The 14378-nt window shown below is 71.8% G+C and carries 14 protein-coding genes; 11 read left to right on the top strand and 3 right to left on the bottom strand.

Going from position 1 to position 14378, the window contains the following annotated elements; translation table 11 throughout:
* The first annotated feature begins 115 nt into the window (after positions 1-115).
* The 3 genes from D7231_RS38115 (at position 116) to D7231_RS14510 (ending at position 2183) form a co-directional block, all read left to right on the top strand.
* A complete protein-coding gene (locus D7231_RS38115; protein ID WP_158673755.1) occupies positions 116-1567 on the top strand; it encodes a protein kinase domain-containing protein in 1452 nt (483 codons plus the stop codon).
* A gap of 113 nt (positions 1568-1680) precedes the next feature.
* Positions 1681-1938: a hypothetical protein gene (locus tag D7231_RS36160; protein WP_147449723.1), complete on the top strand. Its 258-nt coding sequence runs from the start codon at positions 1681-1683 to the stop codon at positions 1936-1938.
* Positions 1939-1988: 50 nt separating this feature from the next.
* Complete coding sequence (locus tag D7231_RS14510; RefSeq protein WP_147449724.1) at positions 1989-2183, top strand: hypothetical protein; 195 nt, start codon at positions 1989-1991, stop codon at positions 2181-2183.
* 47 nt (positions 2184-2230) lie between these two features.
* Here the strand turns inward: D7231_RS14510 and D7231_RS38340 are convergent, their stop codons facing one another.
* Positions 2231-2401, bottom strand: coding sequence for a hypothetical protein (locus D7231_RS38340; RefSeq protein ID WP_158673756.1), 171 nt, complete (start codon positions 2399-2401; stop codon positions 2231-2233).
* A 25-nt stretch (positions 2402-2426) separates the two neighbouring features.
* On the opposite strand from D7231_RS38340, the gene D7231_RS38345 reads away from it, so the two are divergent.
* From D7231_RS38345 to D7231_RS14525, 3 genes are all read left to right on the top strand, one after another.
* On the top strand, positions 2427-2615 hold the full coding sequence (locus D7231_RS38345; RefSeq protein ID WP_120755830.1) for a hypothetical protein: 189 nt from the start codon (positions 2427-2429) through the stop codon (positions 2613-2615).
* A 202-nt stretch (positions 2616-2817) separates the two neighbouring features.
* Entirely contained in the window at positions 2818-3423 is a 606-nt protein-coding gene (locus D7231_RS14520) for a mycothiol-dependent nitroreductase Rv2466c family protein (RefSeq protein ID WP_120756044.1), read from the top strand.
* Positions 3424-3508: 85 nt separating this feature from the next.
* On the top strand, positions 3509-4960 hold the full coding sequence (locus tag D7231_RS14525; RefSeq protein ID WP_120755831.1) for an amidase: 1452 nt from the start codon (positions 3509-3511) through the stop codon (positions 4958-4960).
* A 120-nt stretch (positions 4961-5080) separates the two neighbouring features.
* Here the strand turns inward: D7231_RS14525 and D7231_RS36165 are convergent, their stop codons facing one another.
* Positions 5081-6112, bottom strand: a complete 1032-nt coding sequence (locus D7231_RS36165; RefSeq protein ID WP_147449725.1) for a hypothetical protein — start codon at positions 6110-6112, stop codon at positions 5081-5083.
* Between the two features lie 222 nt (positions 6113-6334).
* Here D7231_RS36165 and D7231_RS14535 point away from each other — a divergent pair, with 222 nt between their 5' ends.
* The 5 genes from D7231_RS14535 to D7231_RS14555 all read left to right on the top strand — a co-directional run bounded on the left by D7231_RS14535 (position 6335) and on the right by D7231_RS14555 (position 12152).
* A complete protein-coding gene (locus tag D7231_RS14535) occupies positions 6335-8608 on the top strand; it encodes a HAMP domain-containing protein (protein WP_241999711.1) in 2274 nt (757 codons plus the stop codon).
* Between the two features lie 3 nt (positions 8609-8611).
* On the top strand, positions 8612-9907 hold the full coding sequence (gene pgsB, locus D7231_RS14540; RefSeq protein ID WP_120755832.1) for a poly-gamma-glutamate synthase PgsB: 1296 nt from the start codon (positions 8612-8614) through the stop codon (positions 9905-9907).
* Entirely contained in the window at positions 9904-10386 is a 483-nt protein-coding gene (locus tag D7231_RS14545) for a poly-gamma-glutamate biosynthesis protein PgsC/CapC (RefSeq protein WP_030365939.1), read from the top strand. Before pgsB ends, D7231_RS14545 begins: the two co-directional genes overlap by 4 nt.
* Before the next feature lie 25 nt (positions 10387-10411).
* Positions 10412-11524, top strand: a complete 1113-nt coding sequence (locus D7231_RS14550) for a C40 family peptidase (protein ID WP_120755833.1) — start codon at positions 10412-10414, stop codon at positions 11522-11524.
* Positions 11525-11621: 97 nt separating this feature from the next.
* Entirely contained in the window at positions 11622-12152 is a 531-nt protein-coding gene (locus D7231_RS14555; protein ID WP_120755834.1) for a nuclear transport factor 2 family protein, read from the top strand.
* A gap of 50 nt (positions 12153-12202) precedes the next feature.
* Here D7231_RS14555 and D7231_RS14560 read toward each other — a convergent pair whose 3' ends face one another.
* A complete protein-coding gene (locus D7231_RS14560) occupies positions 12203-14272 on the bottom strand; it encodes a tachylectin-related carbohydrate-binding protein (RefSeq protein ID WP_158673757.1) in 2070 nt (689 codons plus the stop codon).
* Positions 14273-14378: the final 106 nt, after the last annotated feature.

The raw sequence follows: 14378 nt of genomic DNA on the forward strand, positions 1-14378 counted from the left end.
GGGGTCCCCTGAATTCAGCCTCGCACCGCGGGCCCGGCGGATCAAGGGGGTGCGGATGAGGCGAACCCCGGCCCGGCGGCGCAGTATGGAATCAGGGATCACGAAGGGACGCACCGTGAGCGGGCAGGGCGGTCCCGGAACCGGTGGGAGCCCCGGGCCGGGCCCCGGAGCGGAACGGCTACTGGCCGGCCGCTACCGGCTGGGCGAGACGCTCGGCGGCGGCACGACGGGCACGGTCCGGCGGGCGACGGACACCGTGCTCGACCGCGAGGTCGCGGTCAAGGAAGTGACCGTCGGCGGTCTGCCGCCCGAGGAGCTCGCCGCGCTGTACTCCCGCATCCTGCGGACGGCCCGGGCGGCGGCGGCCGTCCGGCACGCCAACGCCGTCACCGTCTTCGACGTGCTGGAGCAGGACGGGCGGCCGTGGATCGTAATGGAGCTGGTAGACGGGCGTTCCCTGGCCGACGTCCTCTCCAAGGAGGGGACGCTGCGGCCGCGTGATGCGGCCCGCCTGGCCCAGCCGCTGCTGGGCGCCCTGCAACAGGCCCACCGGGCCGGCGTGCTCCACGGGGACGTGACACCGGCGAGCGTGCTGCTGGAACACAGCGGCAGGGTGGTGCTCACCGGCTTCGGCCTCGCCGCGTTCGAGGGCCCGGCCGACCTGGCCCGCATCGTCAGTGCCGTCGGATCGGCCGCGTACGTGGCGCCGGAGCTGGCCGCGGGCCCGCCCGGCCCGCCGTCGGACCTGTGGTCACTGGGCGCCACGCTGTACAGCGCCCTGGAAGGCGAGCCCCCGTTCCGGCGCGCCACGAATGCCGAAACCCTGCGAGCGGTGGCCGCCGACCCACTGCCGCCGCCCCGGCACGCCGGCTCCCTGGCCCCGGTGGTCGAGGCGCTGCTGAGCAAGGACCCGGATCAGCGGCCCGACGCCGAGCAGGCCCGGCGCATGCTCGCCGACGTGGTGGCCAGACCGTCCGTCACGGCGACACAACCGATCACTCCGCCCCCGTCTCCACCTCCGCCCCCACCTCCGCCTCCGCCTCCGCCGGGCGCACCGAGTGGCAGCCCGCCCCGGCGCAAGGCGCGCGTGCGTGCGCTGATCACCGCGGTCTCCCTGGTCCTGGGCCTCCTCGGCGGCGGTCTCGCGGTGTGGAAACTGACGAGCAGCCCGCACCCCGCTCCGCAGCCCGTACCGTCCACGGCCCCCAGCACCCCGCCGTCCGCACCACCTGCACCACCTGCACCACCCGCACCGGCCCAACCGCCCAACGGCACGCCCGCCGCCGCTCCCCAGCAGGTGGTGCAGGACTACTACGCCGCCATCAACAACCATGACTACGCCCGCGCCTGGGAGCTCGGGGGCAAGAACCTCGGTGGTTCCTACGGGGAGTTCGTCAAGGGTTTCGCGACCACCGCGTCGGACTCCGTCACCGTCACCTCCGTGTCCGGCGACACCGTGGGCGTCGAGCTCGACGCGACACAGACCGACGGATCTCACCGGTACTTCTCCGGCACGTTCACGGTGAACAACGGCGAGATCGTCTCGGCCGCCGTGCAGCGCCGCTGAGCACACGGCGCCCGGCGCGCACCGCCGACACGACAGCCCCGCCCGTCCCCCCGCTCGTGACGCATCGCCTCATTCTCCTGCCAAGCCGCATAGCAGATCGCTAGGATTCCGCTATGGCTACGACCCAGCTGAACGCGCGAGTTCCTGAAGATCTGGCCGAGCAAGTGCGGGCCGCTGCCGCCCGCGCCGGCATGAGCATCGGCGATTACGTAAGCGATGTGCTCGCAGCCGACCAAGCCGCGGCATCCGGCAGTCCGGCACTGAGGGAAGCCCGCGCACAGATGCATGCCCTCGCGGCCTACAAGAAGTGGAAGACCACCGGCGAATCCGAAGAGGGCGCGATGGACATGAGCGAGGTCTTCGGCACGTGACGGCCATCCCCGCACGGTTCGCCGCAAGCGTAGGCGAGACCATCAAGGCCTTGCCGGTCACTGTCAGGCAGGAACTGCACAACGCAATGCTGCGGGCCTGCTCCGACCCTTGGTCCTGGCCGCAGGCCGACAAGTACGAGATGGACGACACGGTGCGCATCGTCACGACGCCCGCGGCCATCGTCCACTACGCAATCATCATGGGCCCCAACCCTCACCTCTGGGTCTTCGCCATCACCGTCTGACCTCCACCACCCGCAATGCGCCTGCGCGTCAGCTGGGCCACCATGCGCTACGTGGAACAAAGGCCGGCCCCGAGGCCCGCGCCCGCAAGCGCGAGGCGGGCGTACCGCAGTGTGAAGACCTTGCGGAAGCCCTGGGCCGACAGGAACCGGTCGCCGAGCGATCCGGCCCCGGCCTGCGCGACGACGCAGCGCCGGGATCCGTCCCGGGCAGCCGCCACGGCGGCGCCGAGGAGCCGGAATCCGATGCCGCTCCGCCGGGTGGACGTCAACCGCCAGTTCGGCCAAGTGATCCCGCCCGGCGTCGGTGAACAGAAGAGTTTTGCGCCCGGTGTAGCGGTGTCCGCCGTCGGCGTCGCGAGCGTGGCGTACTCGGTGATGTACGTGGCGACCGATCAGCCGGTCGCCCAGCTCCTGCACAAGGCCGGGAAGTAACCCGGGAACGGGATCCCCGCGCCACGTCCGGAAGGGGTGCGCGTGACGCCGGGCGCCGCCCCACGAGCGCCCGCGCCGCGCCCTGCGAGCGGCCGCAGTAGCGCTTCCGGGCCCCGCAGACGCATGGAACGCGGATTGGCCCACGATCCACGGAGGGAATTGGACCTGACCGACGGTCCACCTCCCCCGTACGCTCATGGTCATGACACACAAAGTCGACTTCTACTTCGATCCCGTCTGCCCCTTCGCCTGGATCACCTCCCGCTGGATCCTGGAGGTCGAGCGCCACCGCGACATCGACCTGCGCTTCCGCGTCATGAGCCTGTCCGTGCTCAACGAGGGCCGTGACGGCCTGCCCGAGCGCTACCGCCGCCTGCTGGACACGGGCTGGGGTCCCGTGCGCGTGTGCACCGCCGCGGCGCAGGCGCACGGGGAGGGCGTGCTGCGCGACCTGTACACGGCCCTCGGCACGCGCATCCACAACGATGACGGCGAGGTCTCGGACGAACTGATCAGAAAGGCGCTGGCCGACGCCGGCCTCCCGGAGTCGCTGGCGGACGCGGCTCACTCGGCCGACCATGACGAGGCGCTGCGCAAGAGCCACCACGAGGGCATGGACCCCGTCGGGGAAGAGGTGGGCACGCCCACCATCCACATCGACGGGGTCGCCTTCTTCGGACCCGTCCTGACCGCGATCCCGCGGGGCGAGGAAGCCGCCAGGATCTTCGACGGCGTGCGGCTGCTGGCCGGTTACCCGAACTTCTTCGAGCTCAAGCGCACCCGTACGGGCGGCCTGGACTTCAGCTGACCCGGGGTCTTGGCGTTCACACCCCTATCCCGTTGTGCGAAGCGGCATTTCGTGCCCTCCCCCACAAGCCCATACGGTCGGATTCATGGAGTTGAATTTTCCGACAGCCGAACAACTCGCGGCTGCCTTGCGTGCCGGTGAAGTGACCTCGGCGGAACTGACCGATGAAGCGATTGCCCGTATCGAGCGCGACGACGAGGTGATCAACGCGATCTGTGTGCCGGACTTCGACCGGGCGCGGGCCGCCGCGCGCGATGCCGACCAGGCGCGCGCCCGCGGCGAGGACCGGCCGCTGCTGGGCATTCCGGTGACGGTCAAAGAGTCCTACAACATGGCTGGGCTGCCCACGACCTGGGGCATGCCGCAACACCGGGACTATGTGCTGGCCGAGGACGCGGTACAGGTGTCGCGGCTCAAGGCCGCGGGCGCGGTGGTGCTGGGTAAGACCAATGTGCCGGTGGGGCTGCAAGATATCCAGAGCTTCAACGAGATCTACGGCACCACCAATAACCCGTGGGATCACGATCGCACGTCGGGCGGATCCTCCGGCGGCTCGGCGGCGGCCCTGGCGTCCGGGTTCGGCGCGCTGTCCATCGGCTCCGACCTCGCCGGCTCGTTGCGTACCCCCGCGCATTTCTGCGGTATCTACGCGCACAAGCCGACACTCGGACTTGCGGCAACCCGCGGCATGGTCGCGCCGCCGGCACCGCCGTTGCCGGTCGACCTCGACCTCGCCGTCGTCGGTCCGATGGCTCGCACCGCCCGCGACCTCACGCTCCTGCTCGACGTCATGGCCGGACCGGACCCGCTGACGCACGGTGTGGCGTACGACCTGACGCTGCCGCCCGCGCGCCACGAGCGGCTCGGCGACTTCCGGGTCCTGATCATCGACGAGCATCCGCTCATTCCGACCGGGTCCGCCGTGCGGGCGGGCGTGAACCGGGTGGCCGACGCCCTTGCCGACGGCGGCGCCCGCGTCGAACGGCACAGTCCGCTGCTGCCCGATTTGACCGAAGCCGCCATGCTTTACCGACAGTTGCTGTTTTCGGGCTCCGTTGCCCGTTTTCCCGTCGACTCCTACGAGCAGCTGCGGACCCGCGCCGCCGGACTGAGCGCGGACGACCAGAGTCTGGATGCGGCAGTACTGCGCGGGATGGTGTTGAGCCACCGCGACTGGCTGGAGGCGAACAGCCGTCGCGAGCTTCACCGTCACGGCTGGCGGCAGCTCTTCGCCGAGTTCGATGCCGTGGTGTGCCCGATCACGCCGACTCCCGCGTTCCCGCACGACCACAACCCCGATCCGAGGGAACGCCGGATCGACATCGACGGCGTCGAGTACCCGTACTTCGACCAGCTCGTCTGGGCCGGTCTGGCCACCATGCCCGGCCTGCCCGCCACCGCCGTGCCGACGGGCCGGTCCCCCGAGGGTCTGCCGGTGGGAGTGCAGCTCATCGGTCCGATGTTCGAGGACCGCACCCCGCTGCGGCTGGCCGAACTGCTTGAGCAGAAGATCGGCGGCTTCCAGGCACCGAGGTAGGGCGTACGTCGCCTCAGCAGCCGGATCGTGTTCGCTTCAGACGCGAAGGCTTCGCGTCTGAAGCGAACACGTCTGAAGCGAACACCGAAGGTCCACCACCGGCGGCGGGCTCGGCGCGGCTCAGCGCGAGCCCGCGCCCCACGTCTTCGCGATCTCCACCAGCGCCCGCACCGCCTTCGCGACCAGCCCGTCGTCGTCCCGTACGCGCCGGTTGTGCTCGACGTGCACGAAGGGCACGCCGGCCTCGCCCGCGTACTCGCCCTCCACGTTCGTGCGGCCTTCGAGGCGGCCGCAGTAGCGCTCCCAGACCTCGCAGACGCGCATGCCCTGCGCGCGGTACGCCGCCGCGAGGCGCCGCGCGGAGGGGAGGCCCGCGTCGCCGCTGCCCGGGGAGACGACGACGTCGTGGTCGGGCAGGCTGCTGTCGGCGAAGCCGTGGACCTGGACGGCGGGGAGGCGGCGGTCGGCGAGGGCGTCGGAGACGGCCGCGAAGACGGAGTCGCGGCGGTGGGCGACGTCCGCGGCGTCGGGGCCGGCGCCGGAGTCCGCCGCGCGGTGGGCGCCGGCGAGGACGAGGACGCCGCCGGGGGCGCCCCGCAGCAGGCCGATGCCGAGCTGCTCGGTGCGCTGGTCGGCGGACGGGTGCGGGACCTGGACCTGCCAGCGCGCCGGGCCGCCGCGCAGGTCGGCGTAGATGCGGCCCCAGCCGCGCCGGACCTCGCCCTCGCGCGTGGCGTCGGCGATCTCCGCGTAGCGGGCGCCGTCGCCGCCGCTGTCGACGAGGGTGTGGACGGCGTACCCCACGCCGGAAAGGCGGCGCGCGGCCGCGGCGCGGTCGCCGTCGAGGAGGGCGCGGACGCCGTCGGCGATCGCCCGGCGCTCGCGCTCGGTGGGGACGCGGTAGCTGCCGTCGGCGGTCATGCCAGCGGCGTAGTCGGTGATCCGGCGGCCGAGGTCGACGGTCCCGGCGGCGTCGGGGGCCGCCTTGCGCGCGGCGGGGGCGTCCCCGCGCCCGTCCGCCGGGGCCGCCGCCGACCCGCCGCAGCCGGTGGCCCCGGCGAGGGCCAGCGCGCCGAGCAGCACGCAGGACAGCACGCCGCGTGCGGTACGTGCCGTGCGGGCGGCGCTACGGGGGGCCGGCTGGGTCGTCATGCGGGCAAAAGTACCCCGGGAGCGACCCCGCCTCTCCGCCTGTACTCCAACTGCGTCCGCAGCGCACGCATATGACACACACGTCGTCAAGATTTTGTCGATACTTTAACTTCCACTTAGAATTCTCCGGTTCCCCTTAGTTCATCCTGATGAGCGGCAAGTAGAACAAGGTATTCCGCCGACCCGGCAATGCCGAGCCGCGGCCGAAAGGAATGCCCAGGAATGCCGCTGTCCGCTCCGCGCGGCGCGCGCCGGCGCAAGCTGCGCCGTCGTGCAGACATGCCTCTCCTCGGCGGCGCCCGCCCGCCGATCGCCGCACTCCTGGCGCTCCTGCTGCTGGTCGCGGGCGCGACCGCCCTCGTACTCGGCGATCACGACCGGTCCGCCGTCGACAAGGCCGTCCTCTCCTCGCAGCAGCGGGTCGCGGAAGACGGCGCGGTCGCCCTGCGGGCCTCCCTCGACGAGAGCGTCACCGACCTCCAGCGCGCCGCCGCGCTCTTCGCCGGCCCCGAGGCCGTGCCCGCCGACACCGTCCTGGACAAGCTCGGCAAGGTCTACAACAAGTGGCGCGGGCTCGCCGTGATCGACCCCGGGAGCGGCGCCCTCCTCGCCGCCCGCGGCGAAACGATTCCGCTGGCCGACAGCCTGGCCGACAAGACCGGCAAGGCCGATCAGAGCTCCGGTAAAGACCAGGGCTCCGGCAAGAAGGACGGCGCCCCCGCGCCCCGCCTCGTCAAGCTCCCCTCCGGCGACACCCGCATGCTCGTGACCGCCGCCCTCCGCGGCGGCGACAAGCCGCGCCTCCTCGTCGCCTCCGGCACCCTCAACGTGCCGGGCATCTCCACCGGCGAGAACCGCTCCCTGCTCGTCGTCGACTCCGCCGGCACCGTCCTCGCCAAGGACGGCCCGTCGATCTCCCGCACCGCGTGGGCCAAGCGCGCCGCGAAGACGGCGGCCGCGGCCTCCGGCAAGACCCCCGAGCCCGGCGGCCACCCGGGCGCGAGCGGCAACCTCATGGGCGGCACGGACAAGCACCGCACGGCCGTGGGCTACGCCGCCGCCGGCCGCGCGCCCGGCGAGAGCAGCCCCGCGGGCGGCCTCGGCCTGTCCGTGGTCACCTCGGTCAAGGTCACCGAGGACGCCAAGGCGGTGCGCACCCAGGCCTTCGGCCTCGTCGCCGCCGCCGTCCTGCTGCTCCTCGCCGTGCTCGTGACCTGGATCCTGGTCCGTACGGTCCAGCGCCCGCTGATCCACCTGTACCTGGAGAGCCGCCGCCTCGGCCGCGGCGAGCTCGACCGCCCCGTCCGCTCCTTCCGCGGCCGCGAACCGGCCCGCGTCGGCGCCGCCCTGGAGAGCCTGCGCGGCCAGCTCCTCGGCGGGCGCCCCACCCGTACCGGCCGGGCCCGCGGCGGCATCGGCACCCGTACCACCGTGATCGTCTGCGGCGTGGTCCTCCTCGCCTGGGCCGCCCCGCTCCTGCTGCTGCTCAACCGCGCCGGCAGCGGCGTCACCGTGCCCAAGCAGCTGGTCGAGGACCAGCGGCGGCGTACGGACACCGCCGCCGACCGCGTCCGCAAGGCGCTGAACGAGGGCTGGGCCGACGTCGCCTCCGTCGCGCAGATCGTCGGCGCGGGCGGCGACAAGGAGAACGGCAAGGAGAGCGGTAAGGAGCAGGCGGACACGAGCAGCGCCGCCAAGGCCGTCCTCCAGACCACCCTGCGCGAGCACCCCCGCTACCGCTCCGTCTACGTCCTCGACGCCGACGGCAAGGTCCTCACCCGCGCCGGGGCCGCACCGCGCCACCCGGCCGGGCGGAAGCCGTACGCGGACTCCGTGGCCCAGCTCAACACCTCCGGCAAGGAGCCGGCCGTCGCCGCCTACGCGGCCGTGCCCGGCGGCAAGGGCCGCACCGTCGTCGGCGAGTACGACCCGCAGTTCCTGATCTCCATGGTCACCCGGCCCGGCCTCGGCCAGGTCTGGCTCGTGGACGACAAGCACCGCGTCCTCGCCGCCGACCGCCAGCACGGCTTCCGCGCCTTCTCCAGGCTGCCCGGCGGCCACCTCGACGACCTCGCCACCAAGGCCCGCAAGGACACCAACGGCACGTCCCTGCTGCACCGCACGAGCGGCGGCTCGTCGCTCGCGGCCGCCGCGGCCTTCACCGGCGGCGGCGCCGTACGCGACCTGGGCTGGCAGGTCGTCAGCGAGCAGCCCGCCTCCTGGCTGGAGCTGCCCGAGTACACCGCGCAGCGCCACACCATGCTCGCCGGCCTGCTCGGCGTGACCGCCGCCGTCGCCTGCCTGGGCTGGCTGCACATCATCGTCGTCCGCCCGCTGCGCACGCTCGCGGACCAGGCCGAGGCGCTGGCCGGCGGCGACCGCAAGACCGTGCTGTTCCCGCAGCACCACGACGAGGCGGGCGCGGTCGTCCACAACCTCGAACTGATCCGGCAGCAACTGCGCACCGCCGAGCGGCCCACGGCCGGAAGGAACTGACGCGTGCTCTTCCTCTACACGGTCCTGGTGATCTGCTGTGCGATCGTCCTGGTCGCGGGCGTGATCGAGCAGCGCCGGCACTTCACCAACCTCGACATGATCCCCACCCGGGTGCTCATCAACGGCATCCGCGGCAAGAGCTCCATCACCCGGCTGTGCGCGGGCGCGCTGCGCGGCGGCGGGCTGGTCACGGTCGCCAAGACCACCGGCACCGCGGCCCGCTTCATCCACCCGGACGCCACCGAGGAGCCCGTCTACCGCAAGTTCGGCATCGCCAACGTCGTCGAGCAGATCGGCATCGTGCGGCGCGCCGCCGCGTACCGGCCGCACGCGCTGGTGATCGAGTGCATGGCCGTCATGCCGGCCCTGCAAGAGGTCAACCAGACGAAGCTGATCCGCTCCACCATCGGCGTGCTGTGCAACGTCCGCGAGGACCACCTGGCGGAGATGGGCCCCACCCTGGACGACGTCGCCCGCTCGCTGAGCCGCTCCATGCCGCACGGCGGGATCTGCGTCACCGCCGAGCGCGACCGGCTGCACATCCTGCGCGAGGAGGCCGCCAAGCGCGACTGCCGGCTGATCGCCGTGGACCCGGAGACGGTGACCGACGCCGAGCTGCGCGGCTTCAGCTGGTTCACGTTCAAGGAGAACGTCGCCATCGCGCTCGCCGTCGCCGAACTCCTCGGCGTCGACCGGGCCACCGCCCTCCAGGGCATGTACGACGCGCCGCCGGACCCCGGCGTACTGTCCGTCGAGCGGTACCGCACCCCCGAGGGCATGCCCTTCCGCTTCGCCAACATCTTCGCGGCCAACGACCCCGAGTCGACGCTGATGAACGTCGAGCAGCTGCTCAGCCTCGGCGCGATCGACCGGCCCCTGCACGTCCTCATCAACTGCCGCCCGGACCGCGTCGAGCGCAACGGCCAGATGGGCGAGCTGATCCCGCGCCTCGCCCCCGAGTCGGTCTTCCTCATCGGCCACCCGACGAAGAGCGCCGCCGACGCGATCCCCGCCGAGTGGCGCTCGCGGATCGTCGACCTCGGCGGCGACCGCCGCGACCCCGCCGAGCTCGAACGGGAGATCCTCGGCCGGCTGGGCCCGGGCGCGTCCCTGATCGCCATCGGCAACATCCACGGGCAGGGCGAGCTGCTGCTGGAGCGGCTGGCGGAACTGCCGGCGGACGAGGAGCCGGAGCCGTCCCGGGTGCAGCATCCGGAGGAGCCCCAGGTGTACGTCCCGACCTACATAGACCACACAGACCACATAGATCACGTAGATCGCACAGGAGACTTCCGTTGATCCCCGCCGTCCTCACTCCGGAGATCGCCGCCATCGGGATCGCCCTGGGCCTGCTGTTCTCCCTGGTCTGCTACCTCACGACCAACCTCTCCCCCGGCGGCATGATCACCCCCGGCTGGCTGGCCCTCACGCTCGTGGAGAGCCTCCAGCGCGCCGCCATGGTCGTCGGCATCACCGTCCTGACGTACCTGGCCACCCTGCTGCTCCAGCGGTACGTGATCCTCTACGGCAAGCGGCTGTTCGCGGCGGTCGTGCTGACCGGTGTCGTGCTCCAGGCGACGCTCTACGTGATCCTCCAGCAGCAGTTCCCGCTGATGTACGCGAACCAGACGCTCGGCTTCATCGTCCCCGGCCTGATCGCGTACCAGCTGGTGCGGCAGCCGCGCGGCGCGACCCTGCTGGCCACCGGCACGGTCTCGCTCGCCAACTACGTCGTCCTGACCGCCGGCATCCTGCTGGGCTTCATGCCCACCGCCTGAGCCTTCCCGACCCACGGAGCGCAGCATGACAAAGGCCCGGAACAAGGCCCGGAACAAGGCCCGGAAGAAGAACCGGAAGGTCACCGGCCGCCACGCCCTGCACACCCTGGTGGTGCTCGGCCTGCTCGGCACCAGCGCGTACCTCACGGTGGAGCTGCGCGAGCAGCAGGACGGGACGGCGCCGCCGGTCCAGTCCGTCTCCGGCACGGGCACGGGCACCGGAGCGGCGTCCGGCGGCAAGCCCGCCGCGGGCGAGCGCCGCTTCGAGCGGCTGGCCAGCCCGGCCCGCACGGTGGTGCGCGCGGCGGACGGCGGCGTCCTCGCCACGTTCACGGACGGCGCCCGCACCGCGGTCCTGACCGGCGCGAGCCGTACGTTCACCGAGCCGAAGTACACGGACGCGAAGGTGACGACGGACAGCTGGGTGCGGCTGCTGCCGGAGGCGTGGAAGGAGGGCGGCGAGAAGGCGGCCTGGTTCAAGGACTGGTTCAGCACGTCCCTGGGCAGCAAGGAGCCCGACATCTTCGCCTTCGCCATGGAGTACATCGAAGGCGCCCCGCAGAAGAAGGACGCCCGCGGCGTTCCGTACTCCGGCGACGCCCAGTTCGGCCCGCTCAACCCCAACGGCTCCGTCGCGGGCGACCTGCGCCTCGAACAGTCGGACTTCTACGACTACCTCGGCATCCCGTACCGCTTCCGCGACGGCACCGTGGAGCAGCCCGAGGCGGCGCGCTTCCGGGCGATGGACTGCTCGGGCTTCGTCCGCACCGTCTACGGCTACCGCGCGCGCTACCCCCTCCTGGCCAAGGACATCAAGGGCGACGGCCTCCCCCGCACCGCCAACGGCATGGCCCGCCTCTCCCCCGGCGTCCCCGTCCTGGAACTGACCGGCAAGCGCCCCGACGCCACGGACCGGTTGCAGCCGGGCGACCTGGTCTTCTTCGACATCGACAAGCGCACCGGCGAACGCCTCGACCACGTCGGCATCTACATGGGCCTCGACACCGACGGCAAGCCCCGCTTCATCTCCAGCCGCGAAGAAGCCAACGGCCCCACCTTCGGCGACAAGGGCGGCACGGCCCGCCTGGACGGCAACGGCTTCTACGCGGCGGGACTGCGCAGCGCGAAGCGTCTCTGACGCCTTCTCAGCAATATCTGCACAAATATTCCGTTTGCCGGAACTCCGTGTCAGACTTGCCCGGTTCACAGGTGGTTCGCGAGAGAAGTGTGAGACCGTGCCCCAGCAGGTGAAGTCCTCGTCCGGAGAACGGAGTGCAGGAGAACGGATCGGCCGCGCGGCTCACGGCGCCCGCACGCGGCTGTGGTCGACCCGCAGGCGCCGGCTGACCACGATCGGCACCTCGGCCGCCCTGGTGGCCGCCGCCGTTACCGGCGTCCTGGTCTTCTGGGACAGCGACCCCGGAGCGGAGCCCGGGGCCAAAGGTGCTCGCAAGCTCGTCATGGCGTACATCGACGCACTCGCCGACGACGACATGCGCGAGGCGTGCCGTCTGCTGCATCCCAAGGTGGTCTCCTCCATGGCTCAGGCCGAGGGCGGTTGCCCCGGAGCCATGCGCGCGCAGATCGGTGACCGGCTCGGCGGCAAGGAACAGCGCAAGGTCGGCGACATCGACGTCAGCGCGGCACGGGTCGAGGGCGGGGGCAAGGTCGCTCACGTCGAGGTCAGCGCCGGGGCGAAGGGCGCCAGGAAGAGCAGCGTGACGGTGGAACGCGTCGACGGGCACTGGCGCATCCTGGAGGACTGAAACAAGCGGTGCGAAGAGTGGGCGGGAGGCGTGCCTCCCGCCCACCGCCGCTACCGGCCTTCCGTCACCACCGGCTTGCCGTTGTGGGACTTGGCGGTGACCCCGCCGGTGAACACCGGGTCGGCCGGGGTGCTGCGCTTCCCCCTGGCCAGGGACCGGGGCTGGGCGCTGCCGCTGTCCGCGTCGGAGAGCCAGTACATCCGCTCCAGACCGTCGGTGTCGATGTAGAACACGGCCCACTGGCCGTCGGCGAGCTGGACCACCGCGGGGTCGGTCGCCGCCTGCTTCGAGGCGACGAGGCTCCACCGGCTGAAGTCTCCGTCCGGGCCCAGCTGGCGAGCGTAGTGGACGTAGCCCTTGTCATCCCGGACGACCACCCCGAGCGACTTGTCCTGGTTGACGGCGACCGCGGGCGACCCCGCCGTCTTCACGCCCGACAGTACGGTTCCGTCGCCGAAGAAGCCGTTGAGCGGAAGCTTGCTGTCCGCGTCAGTACGGGTGGACTCCTTGGCCGTCCAGATCTCGCCGTCCTTGGTGCGGGCGAAGGCCATCACCTTGCCGTCGGCCCCGCGCGCCGCGGCCGGGGTCCCGCCCAGGCCGCTCGTGTCGGAGGCCCCCCACACCCACCAGCCCTCGCGCTTGGCATCCGCGCGGTTCATGCCGAGACGGCCTTGCTTGTCGATCCCGAGGATGAACGGGCGGTCGGCCTCCTTGTCCACCGAGGCGGCCTGGCCCGCAGCGAGGAAGGACGACTTCTCGTACCCGGCGGGCATGGAAGAGTAGGCGTCCCGGGTGCGCCACGGGATGAAGTTGTCGCTGTTCGGGCTCTGCTGGTTCAGGTACCACATCTTGCCGTCGCGGTCGAAGGCGTGGACCCCGACGATGCCCTGAGGGTTCCTGGTGACGGTGGGCGCGCCGGTGAAGTCGCCGCCGAAGTCCTTCAGCGCTGACCAGGTCCCGCCCGCTTGACGCTTCGTCATCCAGATGTGGCCGTCCTTGCCGAGGGCGAAGGCCATCGGGGTGCCGTCGGCCTGCTCCGTGATGACGGGCTGGTCGACGATGTCCCGCGCGCCGGGCACGGTGCTGTAGGCCACGGTGCCCAGGTCCCTGGGGTCGCGCTGGACGCCGTTGACCAGCCAGCCGCGCTCGTCGACGTAGAACTGCTGGATGAGCTTGTCGCTGCTCTGCCGGATCGCGGCGGGCATGTTGGGCCGCGGGGCGACGGGGGGCTTCGCGGGCTGAGCCGGGGTCTTGCAGGCGTCCGTGGACAGGGATATCCCGTGGAACGTCTCGAAGTTCCAGCCGGCCTTGCGGCGGCCGGTGTCGACCCAGGCACCGGCGTTGACGTCGTAGCGGTACCAGAACAGCGAACCGTCGGCGTGCAGGCCGTAGAGGGTGCCGCCGCCCGCCGAGCGGATGTCGCGGAGGTACTGCCAGCCGCTCGTCCACGCCTGGCTCTTGATTTCCAGCCACTGCTGGCGGTCGACGTCGTAGCGGTAGCGGTACATGTCCCCGCCCTGACGGGCGAAGAGGAGGCCGTCGCCCGCGGCGACGATGAGGTTGTACCCGCCCCAGCTGCCGGTGTCGATCACGCGGCCGTTGCCGGGCATCGGGGCCCCGGTCTTCTCGTCGTAGCGGTAGATCCGCAGGGTGCCGTCGTCATGGATGGCGAAGATGTTGCCGCGGTCATCGATGGTGACGCGATTGCGCCTCGCGGCACCGTCCAGGAAGGTCCCCCAGCCGCTGTCGATCTTCTCGCCCGGAGGCGTCCCCCAGGTGTTGGTGGCCGGATCGTAGCGGTGGCGGTACAGGCCGCCGTCGGGGTTGATGCTGTAGATCCAGTTACCGGGGCCACCGAGGGTGATGCGGGGAGAGCCCCACCCGCTCCCGTCGATCCGCTTGCCGATCACAGGCCAGTTGAAGGACCCCTGCGCGGCGTCGCCGTGGGTGAAGAGCTCCAGCTTCCCGTCGGCGGTCGCACCGTACAGCTGGGCCTGGGGACGGCAGCTCACCTGGGCGGTGGGGGCGGGCGTGGACGGCACCGCGTCCGCCACGGCGGCGGGTGCGCACACCAGACCCAAGGGCAGGGCCGTGACGGCCGCGAGGGTCAGTGCCGCCATGCGGGCGGCAGACGGGCGGGGGCGACTCAGAGGCATCGAGGGGCACTTTCTGACGGGGCGACAAAGCCCGGCCGGGGCCGAGGTCCCGGCCGGAGGACGGCGGGGC

Origin of the sequence: Streptomyces klenkii (genome assembly GCF_003626645.1) — a bacterium.
Taxonomy (GTDB): Bacteria; Actinomycetota; Actinomycetes; order Streptomycetales; family Streptomycetaceae; genus Streptomyces; species Streptomyces klenkii.

Coding starts and splice junctions, on each gene's coding strand:
- D7231_RS36160 (WP_147449723.1), top strand. CDS start 1,681: ATGGCTACGACCCAGCTGAACGCGCGAGTTCCTGAAGATCTGGCCGAG.
- D7231_RS14550 (WP_120755833.1), top strand. CDS start 10,412: ATGACAAAGGCCCGGAACAAGGCCCGGAACAAGGCCCGGAAGAAGAAC.
- D7231_RS14520 (WP_120756044.1), top strand. CDS start 2,818: ATGACACACAAAGTCGACTTCTACTTCGATCCCGTCTGCCCCTTCGCC.
- D7231_RS14525 (WP_120755831.1), top strand. CDS start 3,509: ATGGAGTTGAATTTTCCGACAGCCGAACAACTCGCGGCTGCCTTGCGT.
- D7231_RS38345 (WP_120755830.1), top strand. CDS start 2,427: ATGCCGCTCCGCCGGGTGGACGTCAACCGCCAGTTCGGCCAAGTGATC.
- D7231_RS14560 (WP_158673757.1), bottom strand. CDS start 14,272: ATGGCGGCACTGACCCTCGCGGCCGTCACGGCCCTGCCCTTGGGTCTG.
- D7231_RS36165 (WP_147449725.1), bottom strand. CDS start 6,112: ATGACGACCCAGCCGGCCCCCCGTAGCGCCGCCCGCACGGCACGTACC.
- D7231_RS14535 (WP_241999711.1), top strand. CDS start 6,335: ATGCCGCTGTCCGCTCCGCGCGGCGCGCGCCGGCGCAAGCTGCGCCGT.